At 73.5% G+C, this 18783-nt stretch carries 15 protein-coding genes; 7 read left to right on the forward strand and 8 right to left on the reverse strand.

The window, feature by feature from the left end; all coding sequences use genetic code 11:
• The first annotated feature begins 125 nt into the window (after nucleotides 1–125).
• Both KLI87_RS10910 and KLI87_RS10915 read left to right on the forward strand, forming a co-directional pair.
• Nucleotides 126–737, forward strand: a complete 612-nt coding sequence (locus KLI87_RS10910; protein WP_284734122.1) for a PadR family transcriptional regulator — start codon at nucleotides 126–128, stop codon at nucleotides 735–737.
• On the forward strand, nucleotides 734–2347 hold the full coding sequence (locus tag KLI87_RS10915; protein WP_214616864.1) for a DHA2 family efflux MFS transporter permease subunit: 1614 nt from the start codon (nucleotides 734–736) through the stop codon (nucleotides 2345–2347). Before KLI87_RS10910 ends, KLI87_RS10915 begins: the two co-directional genes overlap by 4 nt.
• 74 nt (nucleotides 2348–2421) lie before the next feature.
• Here the strand turns inward: KLI87_RS10915 and KLI87_RS10920 are convergent, their stop codons facing one another.
• From KLI87_RS10920 to KLI87_RS10935, 4 genes are all read right to left on the reverse strand, one after another.
• Nucleotides 2422–2937, reverse strand: coding sequence for a flavin reductase family protein (locus KLI87_RS10920; protein WP_214616865.1), 516 nt, complete (start codon nucleotides 2935–2937; stop codon nucleotides 2422–2424).
• A gap of 24 nt (nucleotides 2938–2961) precedes the next feature.
• The gene (locus tag KLI87_RS39940) at nucleotides 2962–3477 is read right to left on the reverse strand and encodes a DUF6113 family protein (protein WP_156218995.1); all 516 of its coding nucleotides are present in this window, start codon (nucleotides 3475–3477) and stop codon (nucleotides 2962–2964) included.
• Nucleotides 3478–3499: 22 nt separating this feature from the next.
• Entirely contained in the window at nucleotides 3500–4399 is a 900-nt protein-coding gene (gene mshB / locus KLI87_RS10930) for an N-acetyl-1-D-myo-inositol-2-amino-2-deoxy-alpha-D-glucopyranoside deacetylase (RefSeq protein ID WP_156218996.1), read from the reverse strand.
• Between the two features lie 70 nt (nucleotides 4400–4469).
• Nucleotides 4470–5912, reverse strand: a complete 1443-nt coding sequence (locus KLI87_RS10935) for a serine/threonine-protein kinase (RefSeq protein ID WP_214616866.1) — start codon at nucleotides 5910–5912, stop codon at nucleotides 4470–4472.
• Nucleotides 5913–6094: 182 nt separating this feature from the next.
• Between KLI87_RS10935 and KLI87_RS10940 the strand changes: the two genes are divergently transcribed.
• Entirely contained in the window at nucleotides 6095–8176 is a 2082-nt protein-coding gene (locus KLI87_RS10940) for a prolyl oligopeptidase family serine peptidase (protein ID WP_156218998.1), read from the forward strand.
• A 36-nt stretch (nucleotides 8177–8212) separates the two neighbouring features.
• Here the strand turns inward: KLI87_RS10940 and KLI87_RS10945 are convergent, their stop codons facing one another.
• Together KLI87_RS10945 and KLI87_RS10950 are read right to left on the reverse strand one after the other, a co-directional pair.
• Entirely contained in the window at nucleotides 8213–9958 is a 1746-nt protein-coding gene (locus tag KLI87_RS10945) for an ABC transporter ATP-binding protein (RefSeq protein ID WP_156218999.1), read from the reverse strand.
• Nucleotides 9955–11682 carry an ABC transporter ATP-binding protein gene (locus KLI87_RS10950; RefSeq protein WP_214616867.1) on the reverse strand — a complete coding sequence of 576 codons (1728 nt, stop codon included), beginning with the start codon at nucleotides 11680–11682 and terminating at the stop codon, nucleotides 9955–9957. The genes KLI87_RS10945 and KLI87_RS10950 overlap by 4 nt, the downstream gene beginning before the upstream one ends.
• Nucleotides 11683–12034: 352 nt before the next feature.
• Here KLI87_RS10950 and KLI87_RS10955 point away from each other — a divergent pair, with 352 nt between their 5' ends.
• The 4 genes from KLI87_RS10955 (at nucleotide 12035) to KLI87_RS10970 (ending at nucleotide 16841) form a co-directional block, all read left to right on the forward strand.
• A complete protein-coding gene (locus tag KLI87_RS10955; RefSeq protein ID WP_308165956.1) occupies nucleotides 12035–13252 on the forward strand; it encodes a SpoIIE family protein phosphatase in 1218 nt (405 codons plus the stop codon).
• Between the two features lie 204 nt (nucleotides 13253–13456).
• Nucleotides 13457–14146 (forward strand): succinate dehydrogenase cytochrome b subunit, encoded by a 690-nt coding sequence (locus KLI87_RS10960; protein WP_308165957.1) that lies wholly within the window; start codon nucleotides 13457–13459, stop codon nucleotides 14144–14146.
• A gap of 2 nt (nucleotides 14147–14148) precedes the next feature.
• Entirely contained in the window at nucleotides 14149–16086 is a 1938-nt protein-coding gene (locus KLI87_RS10965) for a fumarate reductase/succinate dehydrogenase flavoprotein subunit (protein ID WP_156219156.1), read from the forward strand.
• 2 nt (nucleotides 16087–16088) lie between these two features.
• Nucleotides 16089–16841 (forward strand): succinate dehydrogenase/fumarate reductase iron-sulfur subunit, encoded by a 753-nt coding sequence (locus KLI87_RS10970; RefSeq protein ID WP_156219002.1) that lies wholly within the window; start codon nucleotides 16089–16091, stop codon nucleotides 16839–16841.
• A 56-nt stretch (nucleotides 16842–16897) separates the two neighbouring features.
• Here KLI87_RS10970 and secY read toward each other — a convergent pair whose 3' ends face one another.
• Together secY and KLI87_RS10980 are read right to left on the reverse strand one after the other, a co-directional pair.
• Nucleotides 16898–18184, reverse strand: a complete 1287-nt coding sequence (gene secY, locus KLI87_RS10975) for a preprotein translocase subunit SecY (RefSeq protein WP_214616869.1) — start codon at nucleotides 18182–18184, stop codon at nucleotides 16898–16900.
• Between the two features lie 138 nt (nucleotides 18185–18322).
• A complete protein-coding gene (locus KLI87_RS10980) occupies nucleotides 18323–18778 on the reverse strand; it encodes a hypothetical protein (RefSeq protein ID WP_156219004.1) in 456 nt (151 codons plus the stop codon).
• Between the last annotated feature and the right edge of the window lie 5 nt (nucleotides 18779–18783).

Genomic DNA, 18783 nt, shown 5'->3' on the forward strand with positions numbered 1-18783 from the left:
TCGGACATGAATAATATGTAGTGACTGCGGTCTAGATGGATTAGTCTGGTTGGACTAATCGACCTCGACCACAAGGCACCGCCATGTCCCGACCCCTCACGCCGCTAGCGCTGGCCGTTTTGCGCATGCTCTGTGACGGGCCCATGCACCCGTACGAGATGCAGCAGCGCATCCGCGACCACGCCTACGACAGCGCCGTGAAGATCACGCACGGCTCGCTCTACCACACGGTGGAGCGGCTCACCGGCGCCGGACTCATCGAGCCGCTGGAGACCAGCCGCGAGGGGCGCCGTCCCGAGCGCACCGTCTACGCGGTCACGGTCGCGGGGCGCGACGCCGCCTGCGACCGGCTGGCCGAGCTGCTCGCCAAGCCCGCCCAGGAGTTCCCGCTGCTCGGCGCGGGTCTCGCCTTCCTCAACCTGCTGTCCGAGCGCGAGGTCGAGCAGCAGCTGCGGTTCAGGGCCCTCGCCCTTGAGGCCGAGCTGGCCGGCCACCAGACCGTCAACGACTCGCTGCTCAAACGCGGGCTGGAGCGCTACAAGCTGATCGACCACGAGTGGACGATCGCGCGCGTGCGGGCCGAGCTGGACTTCGTCAGGGGGCTCGCCGACGACCTGGAGGCCGGGCGGCTCACCTGGGAGGAGGGCGCCGGCCCCACCTGCTGCGCCCCGCCCGGCGACCACGGGGGCCGCCACGACGACGACAACGCGCGCTACACCGAAAAGGGGACCTCATGAGTAGATGGCGCGGCAACCCGTGGGCGATCCTGCTCACGCTCTCCCTCGGGTTCTTCATGACGCTGCTGGACCTCACGATCGTGAACATCGCGATCCCCAGCATGATCGACAAACTCGACGCCTCGCTGGACCAGGTCCTGTGGGTCGTCAACGCCTACGTCCTGGTGCTGGCGGTGCTGCTGATCACCGCCGGCCGGCTCGGCGACCTGCTGGGCAAGAAGAACCTGTTCATCGCCGGTGTGGCGGTGTTCACGGTGTCCAGCCTGGCCTGCGGGATCTCCCAGGACCCGACCCAGCTCATCATCGCCCGCGCCGTCCAGGGGCTCGGCGCGGCGCTGCTGATGCCGCAGACCATGTCGATCATCATCAACGTGTTCCCCGCCGAGCGGCGCGGGGCCGCGCTCGGCGTCTGGGGCGCGGTCGCGGGCGTGTCCACGATCGCGGGCCCGACGGTCGGCGGCCTGCTGGTCACGAGCCTCGACTGGCGGTGGATCTTCTTCGTGAACCTGCCGATCGGCATCCTGGTGCTGGCGATGGCGGTGCCGATCCTGCCCGCGCACACGCCGTCGGTCCGGCACCGCTTCGACGTCGCCGGGGTGCTGCTGGCCTCGGCCGCGCTGTTCTGCCTGACGTTCGCGCTCACCGAGGGCCAGAAGTACGAGTGGAACGAGGGCATCTGGGGGCTGATCGCGGCCGGCCTCGCGCTGTTCGTGATCTTCGGGATCTACCAGCGCTCCCAGCAGGACGGGGAGCCGCTCGTCCCGTTCTCGCTGTTCCGCGACCGCAACTTCACGATCCTGAACTTCGTCGGCGCGGCCGTGTCCGTCGGCATGATCGGCATGTTCCTGCCGATGACGATCTACATGCAGTCGGTGCTCGGCTACAGCGCGCTGAAGGCCGGGCTCGTGATGGCGCCGTCCTCGGTCGTCTCGATGTTCCTCGCGCCGGTCGCGGGCAAGATGTCCGACCGCATCGGCGGCAAGTTCATCCTGATGGCGGGCCTGCTGCTCTACGCGGCGGGCATGCTGTGGCTCGTCGCGATCGTGGACGTCGGCATGGGCTGGCCGTCGTTCATCGCCCCGTTCGTGCTGTGCGGGCTCGGCGTCGGCGGCGTGTTCGCGCCGATGGCGACCGAGGCGACCCGGAACGTTCCGCCCCGGCTCGCGGGCGCCGCGTCCGGCGTCAACAACACGACCCGGCAGATCGGGTCGGTGCTCGGCAGCGCGGCGGTCGGCGCCATCCTGCAGAACCAGCTCGCCTCCTCGCTCAAGGACGAGGCGGCCACCCGCTCCACCGCCCTCCCGCCGGACGTGCGGGGCGGCTTCGTGGACGGCTTCGCCAGGGCGGCCAAGGGCGGCCTGGAGGTCGGCGCCGGGCAGAGCGGCGCGGAGCAGAAGCTCCCGCCCGGCGTCCCGCCGGCGGTGGCGCACCGCGTCCAGGAGCTGGCCGGGCAGGTGTTCACGCACGGCTTCGTCCACGCGATGCGGCCGACGATGGCGCTGCCGATCGTGGTGATCGTGATGGCCGCCGCCGCGTGCCTGGGCGTCAAGGGCTACCGGTCGGGCGCGCCGTCCGACGCCGCGGCCGAAGCCGCGTCCGTCGCGCGCTGACGCGGACCGGCGCGGACCCGGCGCGGACCGATCAGTGGGCCCCTGCCGCCCCCGCGGCGGGGGCCCGCGCGCCCTCAGAGCGCGTGGTAGGCGCCGCCGTAGTAGATGAGGGGGCGGCCGTCCGGGTCGGGGACCTGGAGGGTGAGCACCTCGCCGACCACGATGCTGTGGTCGCCGCCGTCGTGGACGGCGTGGGTGCGGCACTCCAGGACGCCGAGCGCGCCGTCCAGGACCGCGGCGCCGGTGGCGGGGCCGCGCGTGTGCGGCCAGCGGCGCAGGCCGCCGTCCAGGGCGCGGCCGCGGGTCGCGAACCACTCGGAGGCGTCCCGCATGTCCGCGGCGAGCACCGACACCGCCCACCGGCCCGCCGCGAGCACGACGTCGTGGAAGCGGGCGACCCGCTCGACGCAGACGAGAACGAGCAGCGGCTCCAGCGACACCGAGGTGAAGGCGTTCACGGTCATCGCGTGGTCGGCGCCGTCCGCGACGGTCGTGACGATCGCCACGCCGGTCGCGAACCTGCCGGCGACCTCGCGGAACAGCGCGCGATCGAGGTCGGGCGCGGGGGGCCCGGGGGAATCATCGGTCACAAGGCGGCCACCCTACCCGCGCGCCTAACCGCGGCTCCGCGCCGCCCTTCCCAGCAGCCACTGCCCGGGCGGCCCGGCCGCGGGGACGCGCGCCACACCGAGGACGGCGGCCAGCATGCCGCCGATGATGTAGACGTACCCCGGCAGGGTCGCCGGGACGACGAGGTCGCCCTCGGGGCGCCGCGTCGACATGACGAACACCACGATGCCCCACACGACCGCCGGGACCGTCGCGCCGATCCGTCCGCCCATGCCCCAGCCCGACAGCCGCACCGTCGCGAACACCACCGCGATGAGCAGGATCGAGGCGACCGGGACGTCACCGGCCGTCCAGCCCTGGGCGTAGGAGCCGAGCAGCCCGACGACCCCGCCGAGCAGGCCCACCAGCGCGTAGGCGGCGCCGGACACCAGCGCCTCCAGCGGCCCGCCGCCCGCGCGCGGCTCCGCCTCCGCCGGGGTGGCGCCCGCCACCGGTGCCGTGAGCGCCCGGCCCGGGGGGCTGCCGGGGGCGCTGTCGCGGGCCTCGTCGTCCTCGTCCACGCCCGCCAGCGTATCCAGCCGTTCAGTCACGCGCTTCCGGGAGCCCGGCGAACAGGTCGCGCTCGCGGCGGCCGGGGCCGAGCGGGCCGAGTTCGCCGTCCTCCAGGACGAAGTACTCGGTGCCGAACGCCTGCTGGCCGAGGTTGTTCGACAGCGCGAAGTACGGGCCGACCTGCTCGGGCGCGACGACGATCTGGGTGTGGTGGGCGCGCAGCGCGGCGAGCTTGGCGGGCAGGTGGGCGCGGGCGTCCACGACCGTGGTGACCGTGTCGTCGCGGACGCCGGAGCCCAGCTCGTCGAGCCCGGCGACGCGCGCGAACGGCAGCTTGGCCTCGCGCATCACCGCGATCGCGCGGGCCAGGACGGTGCGCGGCGTCGCGTAGGCGTAGAACTTCGCGGCCCGCCACGGCTCGGCGCCGTCCTCGTGGGACGGGTCGGCGGCCATCTCGTAGGCCCGCCGCGTGACGCGGTGCGCCTGGATGTGGTCGGGGTGCCCGTAGTTGCCCCGGTCGTCATAGGTGACGATCACCTGCGGCCGGACCTCGCGGATCACGGCGGCGAGGTCGGGGGCGGCCTCCTCGGGGTCCGCGCGCCAGAAGCAGCGCGGGTCGTCGTTGGTGGGGGCGCCCATCATGCCCGAGTCGCGCCAGCGCCCGGCGCCGCCCAGGAAGCGGTGGTCCCGGACGCCGAGGGCCGCGCAGGCCGCCGCCAGCTCCCCGATCCGGTACTCGCCGAGGGCGTCCTCCTTGTCGGAGGCGAGATGGCGCAGATCGTCGGGGATGACCTCGCCCTCCTCGCCCAGCGTGCAGGTGACGAGACAGACGTGGGCGCCCTCGGCGGCGTACTTGGCCATGGTCGCCCCGGTCCCGATGGACTCGTCGTCCGGATGGGCGTGGACGAACAGGATCCGCGGCTCCTTCATAGTCACCGAGCCTACTCAGGACGCGGCGCCCCGGCGATGACCGCCCTCCCCCGGGGGGAGGGCGGCCGGGTCACCCGTCGGTCTTCGGCTTGCCGCCGCCACCGGCGCCGCCACCGCCGCCGGCACCGCCCTCTCCGCCGTCCGGCGGCTCGCTGGTCGGCTTCTCACTCGTCGGCGGCTTCTCGCTCGTCGGCGGCTTCTCGCTGGTCGGCGGGGTGTCGCTGGAGGGCGGCTCGGTCGTCGGCTCGCGGGTCGGCTCCCGCGTCGGGCGGCGGGTCGGTATGCGGGTCTGCGTCGGCTCCTCCGACTCCTCGTCGGTCGGGCTCGGGGACTCCGACTCCGACTCCGAGACCGACGGGGTGACGGGCGTGCTCGGATCGTCGCCCCCGCGCTTGGCCATGGCCACGCCCACCACCAGCGCGAGGATGAGGATCGCGAGCACGGCCGCGACGATCGGCAGCTTGGACTTGCGGCGCGGCTCGAAGTCGTCGTACCCGGCGCCACGGGTGCCGCCCGCGTAGGGGGGACCCGCGGCGGGCGGGAGCGTCCCGGTGTAGTCGGCGGGCGACACGCGCTGCGTCCGGCCGCCGGGCGGGCCCCCGGCGTGCGGCAGCGCGGCGGCGGCGCCCGCGCCGGCGGCGAGCGTCGAGCCCTCCGCGAGCAGCGTGGTCGCCTGAGCCGGGTCGTCCAGGCGGGTCTGCCCGGCGCCGCCGGGGCCGCTGCCGATCAGCGCCATCATGAGCTGCTGCGCGGTGGGCCGCCGCTCGGGCTCCTTGACCAGGCACGCCGCGATCAGCCGGTGCAGGTCGGCGGGGACGCCCTCCAGCGACGGCGGCTCGTGCATCACCCGGTTGATCACCGCGACGACCGTGTCGTCGCCGAAGGGCGGGTGGCCGGTCGCGGCGAACACCAGCGTGGTCGCCCACGCCCACACGTCCACCGCCTCGGTCAGGGTCGCGCCCGCGACCTGCTCGGGCGCCATGTAGGACGGGGTGCCGATCGCCTTGGTCGCGGCGGTCTGCCCGGTGTCCAGGGCCCGCGCGATACCGAAGTCGATCACCCGGGGGCCGTCCGGCGCCATGATCACGTTGTGCGGCTTGAAGTCGCGGTGCACGATGCCGGCCTGGTGGATCGCCACCAGCGCGGTCACGGTGCCGATCGCGAGCCGGTCCAGCGGGGCGCCGGTGATCGGCCCCTGCTCGGTGACCTGCTTGTACAGCGACGGGCCCGGGACGTACTCGCTGGCGATGTAGGGCTGGTCGCCCGCGACGTCGGCCTCCAGCACCTGCGCGGTGCAGAACCGCGCGACCTGCTTGGCGGCCTGCGCCTCGCGGACGAACCGGTTGCGCGCGGCGGCGTCACCGGCCAGGTCGGCGCGCAGCAGCTTGATCGCGGCCCGGTTCCCGGAGGCGTCGACGCCCGCGTAGACGACGCCCTGGCCGCCCTCTCCGAGCCGGTCGACGATCTCGTACGAGCCAAGCCGCCGGGGATCTCCCGGCTGCAGCTCCGGCATGGACCACTCCTTCTAGCGCCCGCGACGACGAACGTGGTTGGGGAAGCTCCGAGCTTACGCGAGCGCGGACCCGGCCACGGAAGGTTCGATGTCCGCACGGCGACGACCCGTGATCATAGGGCCAGCGGGCCCGCCGTGCGCCCTACTTCGGGTTCGGCGCCGGGCTGGCAGACTCTGGTGCCATGAGCATCAGCTATCCGCGGCAGAGCGCCCGCACCCGGCGCTTCACCCTCGGCGTCCCGCGCGCCTTCCAGATCGCGCCGGACGGTGCGCGCGTGGCCTTCCTGCGCACCAGGGCCGGCGACGACCCTGTCACCTGCCTGTGGACGCTGGACACCGCCACCGGTGAGGAGCGGCTCGTCGCCGACCCTGCCGCCCTGGACGTGCCGGGCGAGGAGAACCTGCCCGCCGAGGAGCGGGCCCGCCGCGAGCGCGCCCGCGAGCAGGCGGGCGGCGTCGTCGGCTACGCGACCGACCGCGCCATGCGGCAGGCCGTCTTCGCCCTCGGCGGACGCCTCCATGTGGCCGATCTTGAGTCCGGGCGGGTGCGGGAGCTGCCCGCGCAGGCGCCGGTGTTCGACCCGCGCCCCGACCCGGCCGGGCGCCGCGTCGCCTACGTCTCGGGCCGGACGCTGCGGATCATCGAGATGGACGGCACCGAGGACCGGGCGCTCGTCCAGCCCGAGTCCGACCAGGTGTCCTACGGCCTCGCCGAGTTCGTGGCGGCCGAGGAGATGAACCGGATGCGCGGCTACTGGTGGGCGCCGGACGGCGGCACGCTGCTGGTCGCCCGGGTGGACGAGACGCCCGTGCAGCGCTGGCACGTCGCCGACCCCGCCAACCCCGAGCGGCCGCCCGGCGAGATCGCCTACCCGGCCGCCGGGACGCCGAACGCGCTGGTCTCGCTCGTGCTGCTGAAGGTGGACGGCCGCCGCGTCGCGGTCGCCTGGGACCGCGGCGAGTTCCCCTACCTGGTGACGGCCGCGTGGGACCGGCACGGCCTGCTGATCGTCGTGCAGCCGCGCGACCAGCGGTCCCAGCGGGTGCTGCGGGTGGACCCGTCCAACGGCGAGACGGCGCTGCTGCACAACGAGCACGACCCGGTGTGGACCGACATCGTGCCGGGCATCCCCGCCCGGACGGGCGGCGGCGACCTCGTCTGGATCACCGAGGACCACGACACCGCCACGCGCCGGATCACGGTCGGCGGCAAGCCGGTCACGCCGCCCGGCCTCCAGGTGCGGTCGGTGCTCGGGGTGGAGGACGGCTCGATCCTGTTCACCGCCTCCGAGGACCCGACGGAGATCCACCTCTACTCCCTCGACGCCGGTGAGGTGTCACGGATCAGTGAGGGGCGGGGCGTGTTCAGCGGTGCCCGCTCGGGCGAGGTCACCGTGGTCACGGGGGCGCGGCTCGACGCCCCCGGTACGGAGGTGGAGGTGCGCGGGCCGTCCGGGACGCACGCCGTCGCCTCGCTCGCCGAGACCCCGGTGATCACGCCGAGGGTGGAGCTGCTGCGCGCGGGCGACCGGGAGATCCGCACCGCCGTGCTGCTGCCCACCGGCTGGGAGCCGGGCGACGGGCGGCTGCCCGTGCTGCTCGACCCCTACGGCGGGCCGCACGCGCAGCGCGTCCTCGCGGTCCAGCGGGCGTACTGCGAGGCGCAGTGGCTGGCCGACCAGGGCTTCGCCGTCGTCATCGCCGACGGGCGCGGGACCCCCGGGCGCGGTCCGGGGTGGGAGCGCGAGGTGCGCGGCGACTTCGTCGGGCCCGTGCTGGACGACCAGATCACCGCGCTGGTCGAGGCGGCGAGGCAGCACCCCGACGCGCTCGACCTCGACCGGGTCGGCATCCGGGGCTGGTCGTTCGGCGGCTGGCTCGCGGGCCTCGCCGTGCTGCGCCGCCCGGACGTGTTCCACGTGGGCATCGCCGGGGCGCCCGTCACCGACTGGCGCCTGTACGACACCCACTACACCGAGCGCTACCTCGGCCACCCCGACGAGGAGCCCGAGGGCTACGCCGCGAACTCGCTGGTCGAGATGGCCGGCGACCTGGAGCGGCCGCTGATGATCATCCATGGGCTGGCGGACGACAACGTGGTCGCGGCGCACACGCTGCGGCTGTCGTCGGCGCTGGTGGCGGCGGGCCGCCCGCACACCGTGCTGCCCCTGTCGGGCGTCACGCACATGACGCCGCAGGAGGTCGTGGCCGAGAACCTCCTGCTGATCCAGGTCGACTACCTGAAGGCGGCCCTGGCCCGCTGACGCGCCCCCGGCCCGCGGGCGCGTGGAGCCCGCGGGTCAGGGGGTGCCGTGCCAGGACGCCCACAGCGCCGCGTAGGAGCCCTCGCGCGCGATCAGCTCGTCGTGGGTGCCGAGCTCGGTGACGCGGCCGTCCTCGACCACCGCGACGCGGTCGGCGTCGTGGGCGGTGTGCAGGCGGTGCGCGATCGCCACGACGGTCCGGCCGTCCAGGACGGCGGCGAGCGAGCGCTCCAGGCGGCGCGCGGCGCGCGGGTCGAGCAGCGAGGTCGCCTCGTCCAGCACCAGCGTGTGCGGGTCGGCGAGGACGAGCCGCGCGAGCGCGAGCTGCTGCGCCTGCGCGGGCGACAGCGTCGCGGCGTCCGCGCCGGTGGCGCCCGCGCCGACCCGGGCGTCCAGGCCGGGGCCGTCCCAGTCGACGGCCTCCAGCACCTGCGCGATCTCGGCGTCGGACGCCCCCGGCCGCGCCATCACGAGGTTCTCGCGGAGCGTGCCCTGGAACACGTGGTGCTCCTGGGTGACCAGCGCGACATGGCCGCGCAGGTCGTCCAGCGGCAGCTCGACGAGCGGGACGCCGCCGTCCGCGCCGACCGTGACCGCGCCGGCGCGCGGGCCGTCCACCCCGGCGAGCAGGCGGCCGAGCGTGGACTTGCCCGCGCCGCTCGGCCCGACCATGGCCAGCCGCTCCCCCGGTCTCAGGTCGAGGTCGACGCCGTGCAGGACGTCCTGCCCCGGCCGGTAGGAGTAGCGGACGCCGCGCGCCGTCAGCCGCTCCCCCTCGGGCACGCGGCCGCCCGCCGCGCGGTCGGGCGGCACGTGGCCGACACCGAGCAGCCGGGCCAGCGACGCGCCGCCGAGCTGGAGCTCGTCCAGCCGGAACAGCACGATGTCGACCGGCTCGATGAGCTGCTGCGCGTACAGGGTCGCCGCGGTCACCTGCGCGAGCGAGGCGTGGCCGTGGATGTAGAGGAACCCGCCGGTCACCAGCGTCGCGACGACCGGCAGCACGAGGCCGAGCTCGGCGGCGGGCAGCAGCACCATCCGCAGCCGCAGCGTGTAGCGCTCGGCGCGGTAGGACTCGGCGATGTCGGCGTCGCCGCGCGCGTGCCGGCGGCCCGCGAGGCCGAGCGCCTCGACCGTCCGCGCGCCCTGGACGGTCTCGGTCAGCCCGGCCGCGATCCGCGACCACGCCGCGTTCTCGCGCAGGTAGCCGCCCCGGGCGCGGGGCAGGTACCAGCGCATCACCGCCCACAGCAGCGGCGCGGTGACCAGCGCGGGCAGCGCGACCAGCGGGCCGGTCAGCAGCAGCGCCCCGGCGGTGAACCCGCCGACGACGACCGCGACGAGCGTCTCGGGCAGCGCGTAGCGGACGGACGAGGCGAGCGTGTCCACGTCGCGGGACGCGCGGGTCACGAGGTCGCCGGTGCCCGCGCGCTCGACCCGCGACAGCGGCAGCGCCAGGACGCGGTCGACGAACTCCTCCCGCAGCTCGGCCAGCACCCGCTCGCCGAGCCTGGCCGAGGCGAAGTAGGCGTACCGGGTCAGCACCGCCTGGACGGTCACGAACCCGGCGATGGCGAGGCCGACGGCGTCGATCGCCGCGTGCCCGTCGCGAACGCCCTCGACCAGCTCGCCGAGCAGCCGGGGCGTCACCAGGCCCGTCGCGGCGGCCAGCGCGTGCAGCGCCAGCACCCCGGCGAGCGCGCGCGGGTGCCGCACGATGAGCCGCCGCGCGTAGGTCCGCACCTGCGCGGGCGTCGCGACCGGCAGCGCCTCGGCGCTCATCTCCTCGCCCCTTCCGTCGCCGTGTCGGTGCCGCTGGTCTCGCCCCTGGTGACGACGCCCGCGTAGCGGGGTTCGGTGTCGAGCAGGTGGCGGTGGGTGCCCTCGGCGACGACCTTTCCGTCCTGGACGAAGACGACGTGGTCGGCGCGGTCCAGCACCAGCGGGCTCGTCGTGCACACGAGGGTGGTGCGCCCGGCGCGGGCCGGGCCGAGCCTGCCCGCGATGCGCGCCTCGGTGTGCGCGTCCACCGCGCTCGTCGGCTCCACCAGGACGAGGACCTCCGGGTCGGCCACGAGCGCCCGCGCGAGGCGGAGGCGCTGCTGCTGGCCGCCGGAGAACTCCCGGCCCGCCTCGGCGACGTGGGCGTCCAGGCCGGTGGAGTCGACGACGTCCTCGACGCACGCGGCGCGGATCGCGGCCCGGAGCGCCGCGCCGCCGTCGTCCGGCGCGGACGGCGGCGTCAGGGTCTCGGCGAGCGGCCCGGAGAACAGCCGGTCCTCGTTCACCGCGACGAGGACCCGCCGCCTGAGGTCCGCGACCGCGTGGAGCGGGACGCCGCCGAAGTCGACCTCGCCCTCCTCGTAGCGGCCGAGCCGGTCGGCGATGGCCTGCGCGTCACGCGGGTCTGCCGCCGCGACCGCCGTCACCCGTCCGGGCCGCACGACCAGCCCGGAGGTGATGTCGGTCAGCTCGGCGGGCGCCGCCGGACGCCGCGTCCCCGCCTCGGGCAGCTCGGGCTCGACGTCCAGCAGGGCCTTCACCCGGCCCGCCGCGACCAGCCCCTTGGTGACCTTGCCCGCCGCCTCCCCGAGGGTCTTCAGCGGGACGATCAGGAACACCGCGTAGCCGTAGAAGGCGACCAGCTCGCCGACGCCGATCGCCCCGTCGGCGGCGAACCGGGCGCCGACCCACGTCACCAGCGCGATCAGCAGGCCGGGCAGCAGCACCTCGGCGCCGTTCATCCGGGTCTCCGCCCGCGCGGCCGCCACCCCGGCGACGCGCACCCGCTGCGACTCCGCGCGGTAGCGGCCGGAGAACAGCGGCTCGCCGCCGATGCCGCGCAGCACCCGCAGGCCCGCGACGAGGTCGGTGGCGTGGCCGCTCAGCTCGCCGACCATCTCCCGGTGCGCCGCCTCGCGGTCGCGGTAGGGGCGCAGCAGCGGCGCCGCGGCCAGCAGGATCAGCGGCACGCCCACCAGCACGATCAGCCCGAGCTGCGGCGAGGTCGACAGCAGGATGCCCGCGACCACGACGATCGCGACGACCGCGCCGGTGCCGCGCGCGACGATGTCCATGGCCTCGCCGAGGTGCGCCACGTCCGACAGGCCGATGCTCACGACCTCGCCCGCGCTCGTCCGCTTCGGCAGCGTCGCGCCGAGCCGGGTGGACTGCCGGGTGACGACCTGGACCGTCCGGTAGGCGGCCGACAGCCAGTTGAACACCGCGAACCGGTGCCGGGTGACGCCGGTCACCGCCTGCGTGACGCCGAGCCCGGTGAGCACGGCCGCCCACAGCAGCAGCGCGCTCCCGTCGCGGGCGAGGATGCCGTCGCCGATGGCGCGGCCGATGGCGGCGGGCATCAGGGCCTGGCTCAGCATCCAGACCACGCCGAGGGAGGCGCCCGCGACACTGCTGCGCCACTGATGCCGCAGCAGCCACAACAGGTAGCGGGCGGGGGAGCTGTGGTCGGGGCTGCCAGGGTCGGTTTCCGGCAACGATCTCACCGGACGAACATAGACACGGCCGCCCGGCGGGTCGACCGATTTTCCCGGCGGCGGCCGCGCCCGTAAGAGGCGCGGTCAAGTCCCCTCCCCTGTGTGGGCGGGGTGTCGGCGCGTCCGCGCGGCGGCGGCGCCGGGGGATGCGTCAGGGCGGAGGGAGGCGCTAAAGTCGACATGTACGGAGTGAAAATCTCACCGCACCATGAGCCAGACCGCACCACGAGCCGGGATCCCTGCGGCCACGAAGACGCCGTCGGCCCGGCGCGGCCCGGTCCCGCCCGCCCGCGCGCAGGAATAAACCGGAACGGTCCGGCCGTTGCCAGTGCCGTCGCCAGCCCCGACTTCCGGAAGCCTTGTGAGCACAACGAGTCACCAGACGTCCGCCCTGGCACCAGGGGCCGAGGACAGGATCGACCTGCTCCTCATCGACGACGACCCCGCCGACGTCCTCATGGTCGAGAAGATGCTCGCCGACAGCGGCCTGGACATCCAGATCACCGTCGCGGGCGACCTGTCTGCGGCGCGGCGCCGGCTCACCCGCCGCACCCAGTGCATCATCGTCGACCTGTCCGCCCCCGGCATCGACCGGCTGGACGGGCTGCGCCGCGTCCTCGCGATGGCGGGCGACGCCGCCGTCGTCGTGCTGACCGGCCTGAACGACTCCCACCTCGGTGTTCGCGCGGTCGCCGCCGGGGCCGGGGACTACCTCGTCAAGCAGGAGGTCGACGGGCCGCTGCTGGCCCGCGCGATCCGCTACTCGATCGAGCGCAAGCGCGCCGAGGAGACCGAGCGGCGGCTGGTCGAGGCGCGGATCCTCGGCCGCGAGAACGCCCGGCTGGAGCGCGGGCTGCTGCCCGTCCCGCTGATCGACGACCCCTCGCTGCGGCACCACACCCGCTACCGCCCCGGCCGCCGCCGCGCGCTGCTCGGCGGCGACTTCTACGACACCGTGCAGACCGAGGGCGGCGCGGTGCACCTGATGATCGGCGACGTGTGCGGGCACGGCCCCGACGAGGCGGCGCTCGGCGTCCAGCTCCGGATGGCCTGGCGGACGCTCGTGCTGGCCGGGCACACCGGCGAGCAGCTCCTCGGCACCCTCGACAGCGTCCTCGGGCACGAGCGGCGCAGCGAGGAGATCTTCACCACGCTCTGCATGATCACCATCGCGCCGTCCCGGCGGACCGCCCGGATGCACCTGGCGGGGCACCCCGCGCCGCTGCTGTTCCGCGAGCGTCCCGGCGGCGCCGAGGTCGCGGCGCTGCCGGAGTACGCGCACGGCCCCGCGCTCGGCCTGCTGCCCGGCGCCGAGTGGCCGACCACCGAGATCGACCTCGGCGAGAGCTGGGGGCTGATGCTCTACACCGACGGCCTCATCGAGGGACGCGTCGGCCGGGGCTCCGAGCGGCTCGGCACCGACGGGCTGGTGGAGCTCGCGCGGGTCGCGAGCGGCCGCGGCGCGAAGGGGCGCTCGCTCATCGACGAGCTGGTCACCGAGGTGGAGCGGCTCAACGGCGACTCCCTCACCGACGACCTGGCGGTGCTGCTGCTGTCACGGCGGAGCGCGCTCATCTGAGCCCGCCCGATCCCCCGCGTGTCCGTCAATGTCGGCTGCGTCACCGCGCCGCCGAGTTCCCGGCCCCGCTATGAGGTCACTCACCTTCGCGCCCGCTCCCGAACGCCCCAGGTGGCCCCGCCGCTCGGTTCATAGCCTGCGGCTATCGCCACGAGTTCCCTGATGACTTGGAACTCTTTCCCCAGGCAGACGTACCGTCGCGAGGTGGCTATAGCGATACCTGCGATCTACCGATCGACCGTCGGCAAGAAGGCCGTCATGGCCGTGACCGGCGGCATCCTGGTGCTGTACCTGATCGCGCACATGGTGGGGAACCTGAAGATCTTCCTCGGCGCGGAGGAGTTCAACCACTACGCGCACTGGCTGCGGACGATCGGCGAGCCCGCGGTACCGCGCCGCACCGTGCTGACGCTGATCGAGGTCGTGCTCGGCGTCTCCGTCGTCCTGCACATGTGGTCGGCGGTGTCGCTCGGCAAGCGCGCCGCGCACGCGCGCCCGGTGAAGTACCAGTCGAAGAAGAAGTCGCACGCGCAGGGCTACGCCGTCCACACGATGCGGTACGGCGGGATCATCATCGCGTTCTACATCGTCTGGCACCTGCTGGACCTCACCTTCTTCGTCGTGAACCCCAAGGGCTCCGACGCGACCCCCTACGAGCGGATGGTCGCCGACTTCGACGCCTCCCGCTGGTACGTGACCGTCTGGTACGTCGCCGCGCTGCTGCTCGTCGGCCTGCACCTGCGGCACGGCATCTGGAGCGCGTTCCAGACGCTCGGCCTGCGCACGCCCCGGAAGGAGCGGGCCCTGCGGGCTCTCGCCAACACCGTCGCCGGGCTCGTGACGCTCGGCTTCGTCTCCGTCCCGCTGTCCATCACGTTCGGGTGGGTGAGCTGACCATGACCGACGGCTTCTACAAGTCCGGCGAGCCGATCGCCGACACCAAGGCCCCCGGCGGCCCGATCGAGGACCGCTGGACGACCCGCAAGTTCGAGGCCAAGCAGATCAACCCGGCCAACAAGCGCAAGAAGAAGATCATCATCATCGGCACCGGGCTCGCCGGCGGCTCGGCCGGGGCGACGCTCGGCGAGGCGGGCTACCACGTCCAGCAGTTCTGCTTCCAGGACAGCCCGCGCCGCGCCCACTCGATCGCCGCGCAGGGCGGCATCAACGCCGCGAAGAACTACCGCAACGACGGCGACAGCGTCCACCGGCTGTTCTACGAGACGGTCAAGGGCGGCGACTTCCGCTCCCGCGAGTCCAACGTCCGCCGCCTCGCCGAGATCTCCACGCAGATCATCGACCAGTGCGTCGCGCAGGGCGTCCCGTTCGCGCGCGAGTACGGCGGCCTGCTCGACAACCGCTCCTTCGGCGGGACGCAGGTCTCGCGCACCTTCTACGCCCGCGGCCAGACCGGCCAGCAGCTCCTGCTCGGCGCCTACCAGGCGCTGATGCGGCAGGTGGACGCCGGGAACGTCGAGCTGTACCCGCGGCACGAGATGCTCGACCTGATCATGGAGGACGGGCGGGCGCGCGGCGTCGTCGTCCGGAACCTGATCACCGGGGAGATCAAGCACTACACCGCGGACGCGGTCGTGCTGGCGTCCGGCGGCTACGGCAACGTGTACTTCCTGTCCACGAACGCGATGGGCTCGAACGTCACCGCGTCCTGGCGCGCGCACCGGCACGGCGCGCTGTTCGCCAACCCCTGCTACACCCAGATCCACCCGACGTGCATCCCGGTCAGCGGCGACCACCAGTCCAAGCTGACGCTGATGTCGGAGTCGCTGCGCAACGACGGCCGCGTGTGGGTGCCGAAGAAGGGCGGCGACACCCGCCGCCCCGCCGACATCCCCGAGAGCGAGCGCGACTACTACCTGGAGCGCATCTACCCCTCGTTCGGCAACCTCGTGCCGCGCGACATCGCCTCCCGCGCCGCCAAGAACGTCTGCGACGAGGGACGCGGCGTCGGCCCCGGCGGCCTCGGCGTGTACCTGGACTTCGCCGACGCGATCGAGCGCCTCGGCCGCGACAAGGTCGAGGCCAAGTACGGCAACCTCTTCCAGATGTACGAGCGCATCACCGGCGAGAACCCCTACGACACGCCGATGCGCATCTACCCCGCCGTCCACTACACGATGGGCGGGCTGTGGGTCGACTACGACCTCCAGTCCAACGTGCCCGGCCTGTTCGTGATCGGCGAGGCGAACTTCTCCGACCACGGCGCGAACCGGCTCGGCGCGTCCGCGCTGATGCAGGGCCTCGCCGACGGCTACTTCGTGCTGCCGAACACGGTCAACGACTACATCGCCCGCAACGCGCTCCCGCCGGTCGACCCGGAGGCCGTCGCGGCGGCGGAGGAGCGCGTCACGTCCCGGATCGAGCGGCTGCTCGCCGTCGACGGCGACCGCACCGTCGACTCCTTCCACCGCGAGCTCGGCCACATCATGTGGGAGTACTGCGGCATGGAGCGCACCGAGGAGGGCCTGCGCAAGGCGCTGGAGCTGATCCCGGCGCTGCGCGCCGAGTTCTGGGAGCGCGTCAAGGTGACGGGCAAGGGCGAGGAGCTGAACCAGCAGCTGGAGAAGGCGGGGCGCGTCGCCGACTTCCTGGAGCTGGGCGAGCTGATGGTCGTGGACGCGCTGCACCGCTCCGAGTCCTGCGGCGGCCACTTCCGCGCCGAGAGCCAGGACGAGGACGGCGAGGCCAAGCGCGACGACGCCAACTTCGCCTACGTCGCCGCATGGGAGTGGGCCGGGGAGGGCGGGCAGCCCGTCCTCCACAAGGAGGCCCTGGACTTCGAATACGTCAAGCCGACTCAGAGGTCTTACAAGTAATCATGAAGCTCACACTGCGCGTCTGGCGCCAGAGCGGACCAGAGGACAAGGGCACGATGGTCGAGTACAAGCTCGACGACATCTCCCCCGACGCCTCGTTCCTGGAGATGCTGGACGTCCTCAACGAGAAGCTCATCGCGGAGGGCGCGGAGCCCGTCGCCTTCGACCACGACTGCCGCGAGGGCATCTGCGGCATGTGCTCGCTGGTCATCAACGGCACCCCGCACGGCCCCGAGCGCGCGACCACCACCTGCCAGCTGCACATGCGCAAGTTCCGGGACGGCGAGGTCATCGACGTCGAGCCGTGGCGGGCCAGGGCGTTCCCGGTCGTGAAGGACCTGGTCGTCGACCGGTCCGCGTTCGACCGCATCATCGCCTCGGGCGGGTTCATCACCGCGCCGACCGGCACCGCGCCCGAGGCGCACGCCGTGCCCGTCCCGAAGCCGGACGCCGACGCGGCCTTCGAGGCCGCCGAGTGCATCGGCTGCGGCGCCTGCGTGGCCGCCTGCCCGAACGGCTCGGCCGCGCTGTTCCTCGGCGCCAAGGTCACCCACCTCGGCCTGATGCCGCAGGGGCAGCCCGAGCGCTGGGACCGGGTCGTGTCGATGCTCGACACCCACGACGGCGAGGGCTTCGGCGGCTGCACCAACACCGGCGAGTGCACGGTCGCGTGCCCGAAGGGCATCCCGCTGGACGTCATCGGCCGCCTCAACCGCGACTACCTGGGCGCCACCGCGGGCGGCAAGAAGAAGTAGCACGCCCCGTCGACCGCCCCGCCGCGTTCTGGGCGGGGCGGTCGCCTCGGGCCCGGTCAGCGGAGGAAGCCCTCGTAGTTGTGCTGCTGGAGGCGGCTCTCGATCTGCTTGACCGTGTCCAGGCCGACGCCGACGACGATGAGGATCGCCGTCCCGCCGAACGGGAAGTCGTCGCCGACGTCCAGCAGCGCCAGCGACACCATCGGGACGAGGGCCACGAGCCCCAGGTAGAGGGCGCCCGGCGTGGTCACGCGGGTGAGGACGTGGTCCAGGTACTCCGCCGTGGGACGTCCCGGACGGATGCCCGGCACGAACCCGCCGTACTTGCGCATGTTGTCGGAGACCTCGACCGGGTTGAACGTGATCGCCACGTAGAAGTACGTGAAGAACACGATGAGCACGAAGAACGAGGCCATGTGCCAGGGGTCGGCCTGCTGGAGGTAGGGCTGCGCCCGTTGCAGCCATCGGGCGTTCGGCCACAGCTGCGTCGCCAGGACGGGTATGTACAGCAGCGACGACGCGAAGATCACCGGGATGATGCCCGCCTGGTTCACCTTCAGCGGGATGTAGGTGGCGGCTCCCCCGTACAGGCGGCGCCCCACCATCCGCTTGGCGTACTGGACGGGGATGCGCCGCTGCGCCTGCTCGACGAACACGACCCCGGCCATGATCGCCAGGCCCACGAGGACCACGAGCGTGAACACGAAGCCGTGCCGGGACTGGTAGATCGCCCAGAGCTGGCCGGGGAAGACGGCGACGACCTGGGTGAAGATGAGGATCGACATGCCGTTGCCCACGCCGCGCTCGGTGACCAGTTCGCCGAGCCACATGGTGACGGCCGTCCCGGCGACCATGCAGACCACCATGGTCGCGATCGGGAGGATCCCGTCGTCGTGCAGGACGTCGCCGGACGAGCGGAACAGCCGGCCGCTCGACGCCATCGCGACGACGCTCGTCGCCTGGAGCACGGCGAGCGCGACGGTCAGGTAGCGGGTGTACTGGGTGATCTTCGTGGTGCCCGACTGCCCCTCCTGCTTGAGCGACTCCAGGCGCGGGACCACGACCGTCAGCAGTTGCAGGATGATGCTGGCGGTGATGTAGGGGTAGACGCCGAGCGCGAACACCGACAGCTTCAGCAGCGCGCCGCCGCTGAACAGGTCGAGCATCCCGTAGAGCTCGCTGCCCTTCTTGGCGGCGTCCGAGGCGTCCTTGAGCGCCCTGACGTCGACGTTCGGCGCGGGCAGGTTCTGCCCCACCCGGAACACCACGACGATGAACAGCGTGAACAGCAGTCTTCCGCGCAGCTCCGGGGTGCGGAACGCGCGCGCGAACGCGGTCAGCACGCCGCGTCCGGGTTCTGGGCAGGGGTCTTCCGGGCGGGCGCCGAGAGCGCCCGCCCCATGGCGGTGCGGTTGATGACAAGCCTCCGTACGGGTACGCCGCAGTGCCCGCGGGGACACCGCGGCAGATGACTGTGAGCGTCAGGAACCCGTGCGGGGCGGAGGCCCCCGTACCTTGACCGGGCCGAGGTGGAGCGACTTCGGCGCCGCCGCGCGCGTGGGCGTGGCCTCGGCCCGATGTGTGCCGAGGTCGGGGGCGGTGGCGTCGGGCGGCAGGACGGCGTGCTGCGCCGTGTCCGGGGACGAGCCGAAGCGGAGATGGTGGGAGAACGCGTCCGCCTGGCGCCAGAAATGCGCCGCGTCGACCGCGACGAGCCGCTGCCAGACCGCCGCCGGACGCCGGTCGCGGCTCAGGGCGGCCGATCTGGCCGCCGTCTCCCGGTTCCCGGCGCTGTTCGCGGCGGCCGCCGCGCCCGCGCGGATGACCTCGGCGACACCGGAGCCTGGGACGATCGAGAGCGTGGCGGTGACGGCGAAGCCGAAGAAGCCCGCCAGGAGCGCCAGCAGGCGCCGCTGCCGAGCGGTGCGGTCGCGCACGCCCG

Origin of the sequence: Actinomadura sp. NEAU-AAG7 (genome assembly GCF_018603865.1) — a bacterium.
GTDB lineage: Bacteria > Actinomycetota > Actinomycetes > Streptosporangiales > Streptosporangiaceae > Spirillospora > Spirillospora litoris.

Excerpts from the sequence above, each read along its gene's own strand:
- KLI87_RS10910 (WP_284734122.1), top strand. The coding sequence starts at position 126 with ATGCTCTGTGACGGGCCCATGCACCCGTACGAGATGCAGCAGCGCATC.
- KLI87_RS10915 (WP_214616864.1), top strand. The coding sequence starts at position 734 with ATGAGTAGATGGCGCGGCAACCCGTGGGCGATCCTGCTCACGCTCTCC.
- mshB (WP_156218996.1), bottom strand. The coding sequence starts at position 4,399 with ATGAAGGAGCCGCGGATCCTGTTCGTCCACGCCCATCCGGACGACGAG.
- KLI87_RS10935 (WP_214616866.1), bottom strand. The coding sequence starts at position 5,912 with ATGCCGGAGCTGCAGCCGGGAGATCCCCGGCGGCTTGGCTCGTACGAG.
- KLI87_RS10940 (WP_156218998.1), top strand. The coding sequence starts at position 6,095 with ATGAGCATCAGCTATCCGCGGCAGAGCGCCCGCACCCGGCGCTTCACC.
- KLI87_RS10945 (WP_156218999.1), bottom strand. The coding sequence starts at position 9,958 with ATGAGCGCCGAGGCGCTGCCGGTCGCGACGCCCGCGCAGGTGCGGACC.
- KLI87_RS10965 (WP_156219156.1), top strand. The coding sequence starts at position 14,149 with ATGACCGACGGCTTCTACAAGTCCGGCGAGCCGATCGCCGACACCAAG.
- KLI87_RS10970 (WP_156219002.1), top strand. The coding sequence starts at position 16,089 with ATGAAGCTCACACTGCGCGTCTGGCGCCAGAGCGGACCAGAGGACAAG.